Source organism: Gordonia paraffinivorans (assembly GCF_900683595.1).
Lineage (GTDB): Bacteria > Actinomycetota > Actinomycetes > Mycobacteriales > Mycobacteriaceae > Gordonia > Gordonia paraffinivorans.
Map to the genome: position 1 here is coordinate 666,722 of NZ_CAACYD010000005.1, position 15,391 is coordinate 682,112.

Sequence of the window (15,391 nt, forward strand, 5' to 3'; positions counted from 1 at the left end):
GTCGGGCCGGCGCACACGGTATGGGTCGAGAGGGCCAGGCACTCACGCGATCAGTCGCGCGGCTTCTCCTGGAGCTCGTAGGTCTCGATCACGTCGCCCACCTTGATGTCGGAGTAGGTCAGCGTGAGACCACATTCGTAACCCTCGCGGACCTCGGTGACATCGTCCTTCTCGCGACGGAGCGAGGACACGGTGAGGTTGTCGGCGATCACGACGTTGTCGCGGAGCAGGCGGGCCTTGGCGTTGCGACGCATGATGCCCGACTGGACGAGACAACCGGCGATGTTGCCGACCTTCGACGACTTGAAGATGGCGCGGATCTCGGCGCGGCCGAGCTCCACCTCTTCGTAAATCGGCTTGAGCATGCCCTTGAGGGCGCTCTCGATCTCGTCGATGGCCTGGTAGATCACCGAGTAGTACCGGATGTCGACGCCCTCGCGGTTGGCCAGCTCGGTGGCCTTGCCCTCCGCACGGACGTTGAAGCCGATGATGATCGCGTCCGACGCGGTCGCCAGGTTGACGTTGGTCTCGGTGACACCACCGACACCGCGGTCGATGATCCGCAGGCTGACCTCGTCGCCCATGTCGATGCCGAGCAGGGCCTCTTCCAGGGCTTCGACCGTACCCGCGTTGTCGCCCTTGAGGATGAGGTTGAGCTGCGCGGTCTCCTTGAGCGCCGAATCCAGGTCCTCGAGGCTGATGCGCTTGCGGCTGCGAGCGGCGAGCGCGTTGCGCTTGCGTGCGTTGCGCCGGTCGGCGATCTGCCGGGCGATGCGGTCCTCCTCGACCACGAGCAGGTTGTCACCCGCACCGCAGACCGAGGTGAAGCCGATGACCTGGACGGGCCGCGACGGGAGCGCCTCGGTGACGTCCTCGCCGTGCTCGTCGACCATGCGGCGCACACGTCCGTAGGCGTCGCCGGCGACGACCGAGTCGCCGACCCGCAGGGTGCCGCGCTGGACCAGCACGGTCGCGACCGGACCACGACCGCGGTCGAGGTGCGCCTCGATGGCCACGCCCTGGGCGGGCATGTCCGGGTTGGCGCGCAGGTCGAGAGCCGCGTCCGCGGTCAGCAGGACCGCCTCGAGCAGCTGATCGATGTTGGTTCCCTGCTTGGCCGAGATGTCGACGAACATGGTGTCGCCGCCGTACTCCTCGGGCACCAGACCGTACTCGGTGAGCTGACCGCGGATCTTCTGCGGATCAGCACCCTCCTTGTCGATCTTGTTGACCGCGACCACGATCGGCACGTCGGCCGCCTGGGCGTGGTTGATCGCCTCCACCGTCTGCGGCATGACGCCGTCGTCGGCCGCGACCACGAGGATCGCGATGTCGGTGGCCTTCGCACCGCGGGCACGCATGGCGGTGAACGCCTCGTGACCCGGGGTGTCGATGAAGGTGATCAGGCGATCCTCGCCGTTGAGGTGCGTGTTGACCTGGTAGGCGCCGATGTGCTGCGTGATGCCGCCGGCCTCGCCCTCGCGGACGTTGGCCTTGCGGATCGTGTCGAGCAGTCGGGTCTTGCCGTGGTCGACGTGACCCATGACGGTGACCACCGGCGGACGCTGTTCGAGGTCCTCGTCGTCGCCCTCGTCCTCGCCGTAGGTGAGGTCGAAGCTCTCGAGGAGCTCGCGGTCCTCGTCCTCGGGGCTGACGACCTGGACCTTGTAGTTCATCTCCGAGCCGAGCAGCTCGAGCGTCTCGTCGTTCACCGACTCGGTCGCGGTGACCATCTCGCCGAGGTTGAACAGCGCCTGGACCAGCGATGCCGGGTTGGCGTCGATCTTCTCCGCGAAGTCCGAGAGCGACGCGCCGCGGGCGAGGCGGATGACCTCGCCGTTGCCGCGCGGCAGGCGGACGCCGCCGACCGACGGCGCCTGCATGTTCTCGTACTCGGCGCGCTTCGCCCGCTTCGACTTGCGGCCCTTGCGGGGAGCACCGCCCGGACGGCCGAACGCACCGGCTGCGCCGCCGCGTCCGCGACCGCCGCCGCCCCCACCGGGACGACCGCGGAAACCGCCGCCCGCGGGTGCACCGGGGCCACCGCCGCCGGGACCACCGCGGTAGCCGCCGCCACCGCGACCGCCTCCGCCGCCACCGCGGCCGGGACGGGCGTCAGGACGCGCAGCACGCTGCGGCATCGCGCCGGGGCTGGGACGCGGGGGCATGTTGCCCGGGTTGGGACGGGGACCGCCCTGACCCGGTGCGGGACGACCGCCACCGGGGCGAGGACCGCCCTGGCCGGCGGGACCCGGACGACCGCCACCGGGACGGGGACCACCCTGGCCGGGGCCGGGGCGGGCCGCCGGACGCGGTGCGGGCGGCGGGGTCGAGGAGTACGGGTTGTTGCCGACGCGCGGTGCGCGCGGGCCGGGCTTGGGGCCCGGGCGGGGTCCGGGAGCCTTCGACGGGGCCGGGCTGCCGGCCGATGCGGCCGGGGCCTGCGGGGTCGGTGCTGCCGGGGCCGGCTTGGGTCCGGGGGTGGGTGCCGGACGCTCGGCGGCCGGGGCAGCCGGCTGGGCCGGTGCGGGTCCGGGCTTGGGTGCACCCGGCTTGGGTGCGGTCGACGGGGTGGCCGAGGGGCCGGGGGTGGGTCGACCGGCCGCCGGGGCAGCCGGCGCGGCGCCGGGCTTGGGTGCACCGGACGGCTTGGGTCCGGGCTTTGCCGACGAACGAGGGCCGGGTGCCGGCGACGATCCGCCGTCCTTGGCTCCCCCGTCCTTCGGGGCGAACGATTCACGCAGTCGACGGGCCACGGGGGCCTCTACCGTCGACGACGCCGATTTGACGAACTCGCCCTGCTCCTTCAGACGCTCCAGCACCTGCTTGCTGGTCACGCCGAGCTCTTTGGCCAGTTCGTGCACGCGGGCTTTGCCTGCCACTGCTCTCCTTTGCTGGAGGCCAAGCGGCTTCAACCCGCTACGGCCTCGATCTATGTCCGGTACATGCTCATCGTGGGGACTTCACGGTGTGCTCATGTCTTCTGCTACCTGTTCCGGCTCCGAGGAGCCATTCCGTGGTGGGTGACCACGCCGAGTTGCTCGGCGAGATCGTCCGGGTCCGCGGTCAGACCGGGGGTCCGGAGTGCCGCGGCGAAGGCCCTGCGTCGCGTCGCTGCGGAGATGCACTCCGCGTCCGCATGCAACCAAGCGCCACGTCCCGGCATGGTCTTCGCGGAATCGACCACCACCCTGGGGACGTCTCCGCGCTGCTGCGCGACGACGCGAACCAACTCGCTGGTCTCTGCCCGTCGGCGGCAACCGACGCACATGCGCACTGGCCTGTGGTCGGTTCCTGCAGTCGGGGCGGATCGCTGAACCATCGATCAGTCTAGCGCGCGTCGGCGGTCGGCCGACAACCGGCTGTCACACGCGTCACGCGCCGGTGCCCTCCGGGTCGGGGTCGGCGTCGGATCGGATGTCGATCCGCCAGCCGGTGAGGCGGGCCGCCAGACGGGCGTTCTGCCCCTCCTTCCCGATCGCAAGCGACAGCTGGTAGTCGGGGACGACGACCCGGGCGGCCTTGGCCGCCGCGTCGACCACGGTGACCGATACAACCTTCGCGGGCGACAAAGCATTCCCGACGAAGACGGCCGGGTCGGTGTCGTAGTCGATGATGTCGATCTTCTCGCCGGACAACTCGCTCATCACGTTGCGCACGCGCTGTCCCATCGGGCCGATGCAGGCGCCCTTGGCGTTGAGCCCGGCGACACCGGTGTGCACCGCGATCTTGGAGCGGTGCCCCGCCTCGCGGGCGACCGCGACGATCTCGACCGATCCGTCCTCGATCTCGGGGACCTCGAGCGAGAACAGCTTGCGCACGAGGTTCGGGTGGGTGCGCGAGAGGGTGATCTGCGGCCCGCGGGCTCCGCGGCTCACGCCGACGACGTAGCACTTGATGCGGTCGCCGTGCTTGTAGACCTCGCCGGGAACCTGCTCGGCGGGCGGGATGATGCCCTCGGTGGCGTTGGCGTCGCTGCCGATCTGCACCACGACCATGCCGCGGGCGTTGGCGCGGGCGTCCTGCTGCACGACGCCGCCGACGATCTCCCCCTCGTGCGTGACGAGGTCGCCGAAGTTCTTCTCGTTCTCCGCATCGCGCAGCCGCTGCAGGATGACCTGCCGGGCGGTGGTGGCGGCGATCCGGCCGAAGCCCTCGGGGGTGTCGTCCCACTCGTGGACGACCTCGCCGTTGGCGTCGAGCTCCTGGGCCATGACGCGCACGAGACCGGTCCTCCGGTTGACGTCGACGCGCGCATGCGGCGCGAACCCCTCGGTGTGGCGGTAGGCCGTCAGCAGGGCGGTCTCGATCGCGGTGATGACGGTCTCGATCGGGATGCCCTTGTCGGCCTCGATCATGCGCAGCGCGCCGATGTCGATGTTCATGCGGACGTACTCCTATTCACTTGTCCTGCTGTTCATTTGTCGTGATCTTCATTGCGTTCAGACCTGCTTGCCGTCCCGTGAGCGCCGGCGGGCGATCTCGTCGGGGTCGAGGCCGCACAGCTCGAGTTCACGCACGCTCGGCTGGGAGAAGTCGACCTGCACGACCGCCTTGGCGACGTCGGCGAGGGCGACGGTCTCCACGGCGATCCGCCCCTTGTGGTTGGCGACGATCTCGACGTCGGCCGCGGTCAGCCGGCCGATGCGCCCGGTGACCGTCCGCCTGCTCCCGTCCTCCGCGTCGGTCAGCCTGACCTCGACGCGGCGGCCGACGTTGCGCCGCCAGTGCCGGGGATGGGTGAGCGGACGGTCGACGCCGCGCGAGGTGACCTCGAGGACGTACGGGGCGTCGGAGAGATCGGGGACGGCGTCGAGGACGGCGGAGATCCGGTTGCTCAGGTCGGCGAGCACGTCGAGGTCGCTGCCGCCGTCGCGGTCGACGACGATCGTGAGCTCGTCGGTGCCGTATCGCCGGGTGACGGTGACGTCCTCCAGATCGAAACCCTGGTCCTCGACAAGCTTTTCGACGAGTTCGCTGACCTGTGGCGGGCTGATCGGCATGCCATCTCCCCTCGTCTTCAGTTGTCGGGCCGTGCCGGATTCGCACGTCGTTGCGTGACACATGCTAGTGGATGCCGGCCGATGCCCCGACCACCCTGCACCGTTCGGCTGGCATCATGTGTCGCGTGATCAGACTCGATCGTCGCACCGTGCTGCGGGGCGGACTCCTCACCGGCGCGGCGTTGGCCGGGATGGGCGCCCTCGGCGTGTCGGGCTGCAGCACCGGCCCCACCGAGGAACAACTCACCGCCGAACGCCTCGTCCCCCTCGCCCGGGCGGCGCTCGCCGACGAGAGGAACGCGCGGGCCCTCGCCGCCACCGAGCCCGCCTACGCCGGCGCGCTCGCCATCGTGGCCGATCAGCGCGCCGACCACGCCCGGGCCCTGCGCGAGGAGATCACGCGCCTGGACCGGGACGTCGCGTCGACGATCGACGACACGGGCGAGGCCGGGACGTCGGGAAGCCCGGCGCCCCCGGCGCCACCGAGCCTGGTGGCGCTGCGCTCGTCCCTGGAACAGTCGGCCGGCGAGGCCCGCGACGTCGCGATCTCGCTGACCGGTTACCCGGCCGGCCTGGTCGGTTCGGTCGCGGCCTCGGTCCGCTCGATGCGAGAGGTGCAACTGGCATGACCACACCGGTCCCCACCCCGGGCGGCGCCGGCGCGCCCGACGCCGACCCGCTCGTCGCCGCCGCCGAGGCCGAGAACGCCGCGGTCTTCACCTACGGCGTCATCACGGCGTTCGTCGCCGCCGCGCGCCGCCGCCTGGTCGCCGACTTCGAGGCCGAGCACCGGGCCCGCCGTGACGAGATCGACCGCGCCATCACCGCGGCCGGCGGCACCCCGCCCGTCGCGGCGGCCGGTTACACGCTGCCGATCGACGTGACGGGACCGGAGTCGGCCGCACGGGCGGCTCTCGTCGCAGAGGAGGATTGCGCCACCGCCTACCGGGCGCTGCTGGAGCAGGCCGACGACGAGACCGGACGCCGGATCGGCGTCGACGGCCTCTCGGAGTCCGCGCTCCGCGCCGCCCGGTGGCGCGTCGTGCTGCAGGAGTCCCCGGTCACCCTTGCGTTCCCGGGGTCCCCCGTCGCGGGCTGATCGCCGCCCGCTCGCGGGTCAGGCCCGCACGGCCCCGACGATCGCGTCCACCGCGCCGTCGACCGCGACCTCGGTGGCCTCGCCGGTGAAGCGATCGCGGATCTCGATGGTGCCGTTGGCGTAACCGCGTCCGACGACGACCACGGTCGGCATGCCGAGCAGCTCGGCGTCCTTGAACTTCACGCCCGGCGACGCCTTGCGGTCGTCGAGCAGGACCTCGATGCCGGCCGCGTCGAGATCGGCGGCGAGCTTCTCGGCGCCGGCGATCGCGGCCTCGTCCTTGTTCGCGATGACCAGGTGGACGTCGAACGGCGCCACTGACCTCGGCCAGCGCAGGCCCTTGTCGTCGTGGGACTGTTCGGCGATGACGGCGACCAGGCGCGACACGCCGATGCCGTAGGAACCCTGCGTGAGGCGGACGGGCTTGCCGTTCTCCCCGAGCACGTCGACCTCGAAGGCGTCGGTGTACTTCTGGCCGAGCTGGAAGATGTGGCCGATCTCGATGCCCTTGGCGCTCACCAGGACTCCCGCGCCGTCCGGCGACGGGTCGCCGTCGCGGACCTCGGCGGCCTCGATGGTGCCGTCCGGGGTGAAGTCGCGGCCGGCGACCAGACCGAAGTAGTGGCGGCCGGGCTCGTCGGCACCGGTGATCCACGACGTCCCGTCGACCACGCGCGGGTCGACGAGGTAACGGACGCCGTTGGCCTGCAGGGCCTTCGGACCGATGTAACCCTTGACCAGGAACGGATTCGCGGCGAAGTCCGCGTCGGTGAGCAACTCGACCTCGGCCGGCGAGACGGAGGCCTCGAGGCGCTTCATGTCGACCTCGCGGTCGCCGGGCACGCCGACACCGATGATCTCGGGATCCTTACCGGGCGCGTGCAGCTTCACCATCACGTTCTTGAGGGTGTCGGCGGCGGTGAACTCGCCGTCGAGGTTGGCGTTGGCCCACTCGACCAGACTGTCGATGGTCTCCGTGCCCGGGGTGTCGTGCACGACCGCCTCGGGCAGCCCCTCGATCGGACGCGGCTCCGGCGCGCGGGTCACCACGGCCTCGACATTGGCGGCGTAGCCGGACTCGAGGCACCGCACGAAGGTGTCCTCGCCGACCTCGGCCTCGGCCAGGAACTCCTCGGAGGCGCTGCCGCCCATCGCGCCGGAGGTCGCCGAGACGATGACGTATTTGACCTGCAGACGCTCGAAGATCTTCTGGTAGGCCTCGCGGTGGAGGTCGTAGGCCTTCTTCAGGCCGGCCTCGTCGAGGTCGAAGGAGTAGGCGTCCTTCATGACGAACTCGCGGCCGCGCAGGATGCCGGCGCGCGGACGCTCCTCGTCGCGGTACTTCGTCTGGATCTGGTACAGGATGACGGGCATGTCCTTGTAGGACGAGTACTCGCCCTTGACCAGCTGCGCGAAGAGCTCCTCGTGCGTGGGACCGAGCAGCATGTCGGCGCCCTTGCGGTCCTTGAGGCGGAACAGCGCGTCGCCGTACTCCGTCCAGCGGTTGGTGGCCTCGTACGGCTCACGCGGCAGCAGCGCCGGCAGGAGGATCTCCTGCGCGCCGATCGCGTTCATCTCCTCGCGGACGATGTCCTCGATGGCCTTGAGCACACGCAGGCCCAGCGGCAGCCAGGAGTAGACGCCCGGTGCGACGCGGCGGACGTAACCCGCCCTCACCAGCAACTTGTGGCTCGGCACCTCGGCATCGGCCGGGTCGTCGCGCAGGGTCCGCAGAAACAGGGTCGACATGCGTGTGATCACGACAAACCAGCTTAGTTATGGTGTTCCGGTGCTCGTCATCCTGCCTCCCTCCGAGACCAAATCCGACGGCGGGAGCGGCGCTCCCCTCGACCTCGACACGCTGTCGTTCCCGGAGCTGAACCCGACGCGCAAACGCATCGCCGAGGCCATCGTCGACCTCGCCTCGGACCTCGACGCCAGCCGCACGGCGCTCGGGCTCGGCGCCACCCAGCTCGCCGAGGTGGACCGCAACGCCGACCTGTGGCTCTCCCCCACCCGCCCGGCCATCGAGCGCTACACCGGGGTGCTCTACGACGCGCTCGACCACGCATCGCTCACCCGCGCGGGCAAGACCAAGGCGGCCGAGCGGCTGGCCATCGGGTCGGCGCTGTTCGGCGTCATGCGCGCCGCCGACCCGATCCCCGCCTACCGGTTGTCCGGCGGCTCGAAGCTGCCCGGGATGCCGACGCTGAAGTCCATCTGGAAGCCCGAGCTCTCCCCTGCGCTCGACGCCGTCGACGACTTCGTCGTGGACCTGCGGTCGGGGGTGTACCAGCAGCTCGGGCCGGTGGCCGGCGCGGTCACCGCGACCGTGATGACCGAGCAGCCCGACGGCTCCCGCAAGGTCGTCAGCCACTTCAACAAGCACTACAAGGGGCTCATGGCGCGTGAGCTGGTGCAGACCCGGCGCACCGTCCGCGACATCGAGGGGCTGGCCGCGGTGCTGTCCGACGGGGGGACCCGAGTGGAGATCGCCGCCCCCGATCAGATCGTGGTGCTGACGGACTGAGTGCGAGGGCCGGGAGGGCTACTCGACGCCCGCGTCGGTTGATGATTCGACGCCCGCGTCGGTGGACGACTCGACGCCAGCGTCGGCTGCTTCCTGCGCCGCCTGCCCCTCGGCCACCTGCTCGGGGGTGAACCGCATGAACAGCACCACGATCGCGGCGAGCACCGCGATGCCGGCGCAGGCGGCGAACGCCAGGCCGTAGCCCTCGGCCTGCGCGGCGAGCTGGGTCTCGTTCATGGTCTCCACCGGCGCGGTGGTGCCGCCCTTCGACAGCGCCCGCGAGGTCACCATCGCGCCGACGACGACCAGGCCGATGGCTCCGCCCAGGTTCTGGGCGACCTGCGCGAGAGCGGTCAGCGGGCCGATCTCGGTCGGCCCGACGCCGGCCACCACCGACAGGGTGAGCGGGATGACCGCGAAGCCGACGCCGAAGCCGATGATCACGACGGGCAGGAAGATGCCCGGGAAGTAGTCGGGCCCGTCGGTCGCGATCGACGACGCGTAGAGGCAGCCGCCCAGCAGGATCGCCCCGCCGGCCAGGACGAGCCAGCGCGGCTGGACCATCAGTGCCAGCTTCGAGGCGATGGCCGCGGCGATGCCCAGCCCGAAGGCGAACGGCACGACCGACAGGCCGCTCTGGATCGGGGTGTACTTCAGGATTCCCTGCAGGTAGAGGGAGATGAACACCGCCATGCACATCATGATCATGCTGGCGAAGAGGATGGCCGTGAGCGCGGCGACGCGCGAGGAGTTGTCGAACAGCGAGAACGGCAGGATCGGGTTGCGGGCGCGGCGCTCGACGATCACGAAGGCGATCAGGGCCGCCGCGCCGAGCACGAACGAGCCGATCACCAGCGGCGAGGTCCATCCGTTCGGCCCGTCGTTGACGCCGAAGACGAGCAGCGTGCAGCCGACGGTGCCCAGCACTGCGCCGGGGACGTCGAGCGGCAGGCGGTCACCCTGGGACTCGCGCAGCGCGACGATGGCCCCGAGTGCGACGACCAGGCCGATCGGCACGTTGATGAGGAACACCAGACGCCACGACACCTCGGTGAGCACGCCGCCGAGGATGAGGCCGGCCACCGATCCGACACCGGTCATCGCCGCGTAGATGGCGAAGGCCTGGCTGCGCGGTTTGCCGGGCGCGAAGGTGGTCGCGACCAGCGCCATCGCGGTCGGCGCCGCCACCGCGGCGGACGCTCCCTGCAGCGCACGGCCGATGATCAGGCTCGCCTCGTTCCACGCGAGCCCGCACAGCAGCGAGGTGAGCGTGAACATGGCGACGCCGACGACGAACATCCGCTTGCGGCCGAACGTGTCGCCGAGGCGGCCCCCGAGGAGCATCAGGCCGCCGAAGGCGAGGACATAACTCGAGATGACCCAGTTGGCGCTCGACTCCGACAGCATCAGCGAGTCCCGGATGCGCGGGAGCGCCAGGGCCGCGACGGTGCCATCGAGCACCATGAGCAGCTGCATCCCGGACAGGACCAGGATCGGCAATCCGAAGACCGGCCGGTACGCGGCATCGGCCGCAGGTCCAGCATGCACGGATCCGGGATTCGACATAAGGCCCGACGGTACCGGCCGGGCGCGGCGATGTGCCAATCCCCGTTGACGCGGACGCCGATGCACCGGCTCGTGAACGGGCTACTCGGCCGGGGCAGCGTGCTCGGCGTCGGTGAATCCGGCCACCTGCCCGATGACCACGATCGCCGGCGGACGCAGGCCCTCGGCCCGCGCGACCTCGGCGGCGTGGGCGAGATCGGCGCGCAGCACGCGCTGGGTCGGCAGCGAGCCGTTCTCGATCATCGCCACCGGGGTGTCGGCGGGACGCCCACCCTCGAGGAGTGCGTCGGCGAACCTGTCGAGCCGCTCGACGGCCATCATCAGCACGATCGTGCCGCGCAACCGGCCGAGGGCCGACCAGTCGGTGAGCGAGTCGGGATGTCCGGGCGGGACGTGGCCGGACACGATGACGACCTCGTGGGTGACCCCGCGGTGGGTCACCGGGATGCCGGCCGCCGACGGTGCCGCGATCGAGCTGCTGATCCCGGGCACCACGGTCACCGGCACGCCGGCGGCGACACAGGCCTGCAGCTCCTCGAAGCCGCGTCCGTACACGTAGGGATCCCCGCCCTTGAGGCGCACCACGAACTTGCCCTCCCGGGCCTTGGCGACGAGGACCTCGTTGATCGCCTCCTGCTTCATCGCGCGGCCGTAGGGCACCTTCGCCGCGTCGATGACCTCCACCTGAGGCCCGAGTTCGGCGAGCAGCTCGGGCGGCGCGAGGCGGTCGGCGACGACGACGTCGGCCTCGGCGAGCAGCCGCTGCCCGCGCACGGTGATGAGATCGGGGTCGCCCGGGCCGCCGCCGACGAGGGCCACACCCGGTGCGTGGGGTGCGGCGTCGTCGACCGACAGCGATCCCTCGGCCAGGGCGCGCGACATGGCCGCGCGCAGCGCCGCGCTCAGTTTGTGATCGCCGCCGGCGAGGACGCCGAACTGCACGTCGCAGTGCCGCCCGGACGCGGGGGTCACCGCGGTGCCCTGCCGGGCGTCGTCGGCGCGGACGCAGAAGGTGTGGCGACGTTCGGCCTCGGCGACCACCGCCGCGTTGACGTCCGGGTCGTCGGTGCACGCGATCGCATACCAGGCACCCGCAAGGTCGCCGTCGGCGTATCGGCGCCGCGACACGGTGATGCCCGCGAAGGACTCGACCGCCGGCGTGGGGTCGACGGCGATGACGTGCACGTCGGCGCCGGCCGCGACGAGGTTCGGCAGCCGGCGCTGGGCGACGGTCCCGCCGCCCACGACGACGACCTTGCGGCCCTCGAGATCGAGACCCGCGAGATAGTGACCAGCCATGGCAGCAGACACTACCGGGCGCGGCGGGCGCGTCCGGCGGGCGCGTCCTAGAGCGGCAGCTCGCCGGTGCGGCGGATGTGATCCCAGACATCGGCGGCCGGGATACCCGCCCGGTGCGCCGACGCCTCGATCAGCGCGCCGAGCAGTTTGGAACTGCAGTACGCCGCCTCGAGGGCGTCCTCGGCGTTCGCGCGGATCTCGTTCCACCACGCGGGATTACGGTCGGCGGCGGCCTCCGCCATCGCGATCGCGGTGGCGAATCCCTGGTCGCAGCTGCATGCCTCGCGTGGATCGACCCCGCCCGGCGAGTACTGCGACTCGCTCGCCCACATCGACAGCACGTCGCTCAAGCCCGCCCCCGCGCGCGGTCGCGCTCGAGGGCGCGCTCGCGGGCCGCCTCGAACTTCTCGACCTTGACGTTCATGTCCTCGAGGAACTTCGCGAGGAGCTCGCGGTAGTGCTCGCCGAGCGGGCCGAAGTCGTCGCGCTCGAAGATCCGCCACTTGCGCAGCACCGGCATGACCACCTCGTTGAGGTGCTGCGGCAGGTCGTAGATGCCGCCCTTGGCGATGAGCACCGCATTGCGGCGGAAGTTGGGCATCGTCGCGCCGGGCATCTGGAAGTTGGACACGATCGTGTAGATGGCGGCCATCGTCTGGTCGGGCACGAGGTCGAGGGCGCCGGCGACGATGTTGCGGTAGAAGAGCATGTGCAGGTTCTCGTCGGCGGCGACGCGCTGCAGCAGTCGGTCGGCGATCGGGTCGCCGCACGCCTTGCCGGTGTTGCGGTGCGACACCCGGGTGGCGAGTTCCTGGAAGCTCACGTAGGCGACCGCGAACAGCATGTCGAAGCTGTGGTCGCGCTGGCCGTCGTCGGTGGGCAGCGGGTTGAACCCGGAGGTCATGTGCGCCATGCGGATGTTCTCGAGCTCGACGGGGTCGACGCCGCGGGTGACCACGAGGTAGTCGCGCATGACGATCGAGTGGCGGTTCTCCTCGGCGGTCCAGCGGCCCACCCAGAAGCCCCACGCGTCGTCGAGGCCGAAGTTCTCGGCGATGACCCGGTGGTACGAGGGCAGGTTGTCCTCGGTCAGCAGGTTGGTGATCATCGCGGCCTTGGCCACGTCGGAGAGCTGCGACTGCTCGGGGTCCCAGTCCACGCCGCCGAGCATGGCGAAGTTGCGCCCCTCGTCCCACGGGACGTAGTCGTGCGGATGCCACTCCTTGACCATCCGCATGTGGCGCTCCACCTCGGTCTCGCACACGGGTAGCAGTTCGCGCAGCAGGTCAGCGCCGGTCATGCCGCTGTCGCTCAGCTCGGGGGGTCCGATGAGGGTGGTCACGTGTACTCCTGGTCCGACGTTCGGGTTGCGGCGGTCAAACGATCCGCCGCAGATCACTGTGCGCGCCCGACACCGCGGACGGCGTGGGGAAAAGGTCCCGCTTGTGCTGGGACCCATGTCGCGTTCTGTCCCGGCGTCGACGCGTGACCCGGCAAAACGCCCGGTCACGCGTTCGCGCGGGCCCATCGGTCCGGTAGGTTCAGACCATGGCTGACGACTCGACCCCCTCCCCGGTCCGCGCCTACCTCGTCGACGATCACGAGCTGGTCCGCCGCGGGCTCCGCGACCTCCTCGGCACCGCCGGCGACATCGAGGTCGTCGGTGAGGCCGCCTCCGTCGGCGAGGCCCTCGTCGGCATCCTGGCGACGAAACCCGATGTGGCGGTGCTCGACGTGCGCCTGCCCGACGGCAACGGCGTGGAGCTGTGCCGCGACGTCCGCGCCGCCGAACCCGACGTCAAGTGCCTGATGCTGACGAGTTACGCCGACGACGACGCGCTGCTGGCCGCGGTGCTCGCCGGCGCGAGCGGTTTCGTCCTCAAGCAGATCCTCGGCCACAACCTCGTCGCCGCGGTCCGCACCGTCGGGCGCGGCGGCTCGCTCCTCGACGACCGGTCCACCGCCGCGCTGCTGGCGAAGCTGCGCGACGGCAAGAAGGAGGAGAAGGATCCGCTCGCGGAGCTGACCCACCAGGAGCGCGAGGTCTTCAACCTCATCGGCGAGGGCCTGACCAACCGGCAGATCGCCGAGCGGATGTTCCTGGCGGAGAAGACCATCAAGAACTATGTCTCGCGCATCCTGGGCAAGCTGGACATGCAGCGGCGCACCCAGGTGGCGGTGATGGCGACCAAGCTGCGCGAGGGCAAGCAGTAGCGGCGGGGTCAGCCGACGAGTGGCACCGACCACGTCAGCGTGGTGCCGCCGTCGCCGCGCTCCCCGCGGGGTCGCGTCACCACGCTGAAGGTGCCGTCGCATTCCTCGGCGCGCCGGGTGAGGTTGTCCAGTCCGCGGTAGGTGACGTCGGTGTCGATGCCGACCCCGTCGTCGGAGATCTCCACGGTCAGCACGTCGTCGGCGCACACCGACACCGAGATGTGTTCGGCGTGCGCGTGCCGCAGCGCATTCGACAGGCCCTCCCGCAACACGGCGTCGATGTGCGGGCCGAGCGTGTCGGGGACCACCGTGTCGACGGGGCCCTCGAAGTTCACGCTCGGCGAGATCGAGGCGTGCCCGGACAGTTCGGAGACGATGTCGAGCACGCGGCGCCGAAGGGTCGGGTCCTCGGAGCCGGAGGCCGTCTGCAGGTCGAAGATCGAGGTCCGGATCTGCGCGATCGTCCGGTCGAGGTCGGTCATGATCTGACCGAGGCGCTCTTTCGCCGCTTCCCGGTCGGTGGTCCCGGCGAGCAGGGTCTGCACCGACATCCCGATGGCGAACAGGCGCTGGATGACGTGGTCGTGCAGGTCGCGGGCGATGCGGTGACGGTCCTCGAGGACCTCGAGGTCGCGGGCGATCTGCTGCTGCTCGGCGTAGACGACCGCGAGCGAGGCGATCTCGGCGACGCCGGCCAGGCCGGCGATTTCCTCCTCCTCCCAGTACGGGCGGGTGCGATGGGTGATGATCATCCATCCGAACGCGCCCGACGCGCGCTGCAACGGCTGCACCGACGTCCACCGGGCGCCGCGCCGCACCAGGGCCGGCGAGATCGCCCCGGCGCGCTGCACCGTCAGCGAGTTCGCCGACGGCGCGGTGAAATCGTCGATGCGCGGGGGTTCGCCGGTGTGCCCGCGCAGTTCGACCTCGCCGTCGAGTTCGGTGATCAGGTAGACGTCGACGGCGCCGACGAGGTCGGCGACGTCGACGCACATCCGGGACATGGTGTCGGACAGGGCGATCCCCGCCAGCGGCTCGGATCCCCGGCGCGCGAGGACCTGCATCCAGCGGTGGCGGGTGCGGGCGCGCTCGAACAGGCCGGCGTTGTCGATGGCGATGCCGGCCGCGACCGCGAGCACGGCCACCACGGTCTCGTCCACCTCGGAGAAGGTGTCCGCCGACTGCTTCTCGGTGAGGTAGATGGAGCCGAACACCTCGCCGCGCACCATGATCGGCGCGCCGAGGAAGGTGTGCATCGGCGGGTGGTTGGGCGGGAAGCCGACGGAGGTGGGATGCGCTCCGAGGTCGTGGATGCGATGGATCTGCGGGTCGTCGATGAGCAGTCCGAGCACTCCCCTGCCGACGGGCAGGTGGCCCATGGTGGCGCGCTGGGCGTCGGTGATGCCGGTGTAGACGAACTCGGACAGTCCGCCGTCGGGACCGCGGACGCCCAGGGCGCCGTACTTCGCGTCGACGAGACCGCCGGCCACCTCGACGATGCGTTGCAGGGCGCGGTCGAGTTCGACGCCCTGCCCGACGACGAGGACCGCCTCGAGCAGCTCGCGCAGCAGGACCGGATCGTCGACGCCCTGTTCGGCCAGTGTGTCGAGGGCTTCGCGGAGTCGACGCCCCGTCTTCGGGGAGCCGGCGTCGAGGAGCTTGTCAGCGGAGTCCACGCAG

At 70.8% G+C, this 15,391-nt stretch carries 14 protein-coding genes; 4 read left to right on the plus strand and 10 right to left on the minus strand.

Annotated features, from left to right (window positions below):
• Window positions 1–50 precede the first annotated feature (50 nt).
• The 4 genes from infB to rimP form a co-directional block, all read right to left on the minus strand.
• Entirely contained in the window at window positions 51–2,882 is a 2,832-nt protein-coding gene (infB, locus tag E1P53_RS05205; protein WP_109237755.1) for a translation initiation factor IF-2, read from the minus strand.
• Window positions 2,883–2,986: 104 nt separating this feature from the next.
• Window positions 2,987–3,322: a YlxR family protein gene (locus E1P53_RS05210; protein ID WP_342353774.1), complete on the minus strand. Its 336-nt coding sequence runs from the start codon at window positions 3,320–3,322 to the stop codon at window positions 2,987–2,989.
• A 52-nt stretch (window positions 3,323–3,374) separates the two neighbouring features.
• Window positions 3,375–4,385, minus strand: a complete 1,011-nt coding sequence (gene nusA / locus E1P53_RS05215) for a transcription termination factor NusA (RefSeq protein WP_006898559.1) — start codon at window positions 4,383–4,385, stop codon at window positions 3,375–3,377.
• Window positions 4,386–4,442: 57 nt separating this feature from the next.
• A complete protein-coding gene (gene rimP, locus E1P53_RS05220; RefSeq protein WP_131733645.1) occupies window positions 4,443–5,003 on the minus strand; it encodes a ribosome maturation factor RimP in 561 nt (186 codons plus the stop codon).
• A 116-nt stretch (window positions 5,004–5,119) separates the two neighbouring features.
• Here rimP and E1P53_RS05225 point away from each other — a divergent pair, with 116 nt between their 5' ends.
• Together E1P53_RS05225 and E1P53_RS05230 are read left to right on the plus strand one after the other, a co-directional pair.
• Window positions 5,120–5,632, plus strand: a complete 513-nt coding sequence (locus tag E1P53_RS05225; RefSeq protein WP_040526160.1) for a hypothetical protein — start codon at window positions 5,120–5,122, stop codon at window positions 5,630–5,632.
• The gene (locus tag E1P53_RS05230; RefSeq protein ID WP_109237754.1) at window positions 5,629–6,102 is read left to right on the plus strand and encodes a ferritin-like domain-containing protein; all 474 of its coding nucleotides are present in this window, start codon (window positions 5,629–5,631) and stop codon (window positions 6,100–6,102) included. Before E1P53_RS05225 ends, E1P53_RS05230 begins: the two co-directional genes overlap by 4 nt.
• An 18-nt stretch (window positions 6,103–6,120) precedes the next feature.
• Here the strand turns inward: E1P53_RS05230 and E1P53_RS05235 are convergent, their stop codons facing one another.
• Window positions 6,121–7,851: a proline--tRNA ligase gene (locus tag E1P53_RS05235; protein WP_109237849.1), complete on the minus strand. Its 1,731-nt coding sequence runs from the start codon at window positions 7,849–7,851 to the stop codon at window positions 6,121–6,123.
• On the opposite strand from E1P53_RS05235, the gene yaaA reads away from it, so the two are divergent.
• Window positions 7,850–8,632, plus strand: coding sequence for a peroxide stress protein YaaA (yaaA, locus tag E1P53_RS05240; RefSeq protein WP_181954804.1), 783 nt, complete (start codon window positions 7,850–7,852; stop codon window positions 8,630–8,632). The two genes, E1P53_RS05235 and yaaA, sit on opposite strands and share 2 nt — an antisense overlap.
• A gap of 18 nt (window positions 8,633–8,650) precedes the next feature.
• On the opposite strand, the gene E1P53_RS05245 is transcribed toward yaaA, so the two are convergent.
• The 4 genes from E1P53_RS05245 to E1P53_RS05260 all read right to left on the minus strand — a co-directional run bounded on the left by E1P53_RS05245 (window position 8,651) and on the right by E1P53_RS05260 (window position 12,839).
• Complete coding sequence (locus tag E1P53_RS05245; protein WP_131733647.1) at window positions 8,651–10,198, minus strand: DHA2 family efflux MFS transporter permease subunit; 1,548 nt, start codon at window positions 10,196–10,198, stop codon at window positions 8,651–8,653.
• A gap of 81 nt (window positions 10,199–10,279) precedes the next feature.
• Window positions 10,280–11,497, minus strand: coding sequence for a uroporphyrinogen-III C-methyltransferase (gene cobA / locus E1P53_RS05250; RefSeq protein ID WP_040526124.1), 1,218 nt, complete (start codon window positions 11,495–11,497; stop codon window positions 10,280–10,282).
• Between the two features lie 47 nt (window positions 11,498–11,544).
• Window positions 11,545–11,847, minus strand: coding sequence for a hypothetical protein (locus tag E1P53_RS05255; protein ID WP_006898551.1), 303 nt, complete (start codon window positions 11,845–11,847; stop codon window positions 11,545–11,547).
• Entirely contained in the window at window positions 11,844–12,839 is a 996-nt protein-coding gene (locus E1P53_RS05260; RefSeq protein WP_006898550.1) for an acyl-ACP desaturase, read from the minus strand. The genes E1P53_RS05255 and E1P53_RS05260 overlap by 4 nt, the downstream gene beginning before the upstream one ends.
• Window positions 12,840–13,045: 206 nt before the next feature.
• Between E1P53_RS05260 and E1P53_RS05265 the strand changes: the two genes are divergently transcribed.
• A complete protein-coding gene (locus E1P53_RS05265; protein WP_006898549.1) occupies window positions 13,046–13,711 on the plus strand; it encodes a response regulator in 666 nt (221 codons plus the stop codon).
• Window positions 13,712–13,719: 8 nt separating this feature from the next.
• On the opposite strand, the gene E1P53_RS05270 is transcribed toward E1P53_RS05265, so the two are convergent.
• Window positions 13,720–15,387 carry a GAF domain-containing sensor histidine kinase gene (locus E1P53_RS05270; protein ID WP_040526123.1) on the minus strand — a complete coding sequence of 556 codons (1,668 nt, stop codon included), beginning with the start codon at window positions 15,385–15,387 and terminating at the stop codon, window positions 13,720–13,722.
• Window positions 15,388–15,391 lie beyond the last annotated feature (4 nt).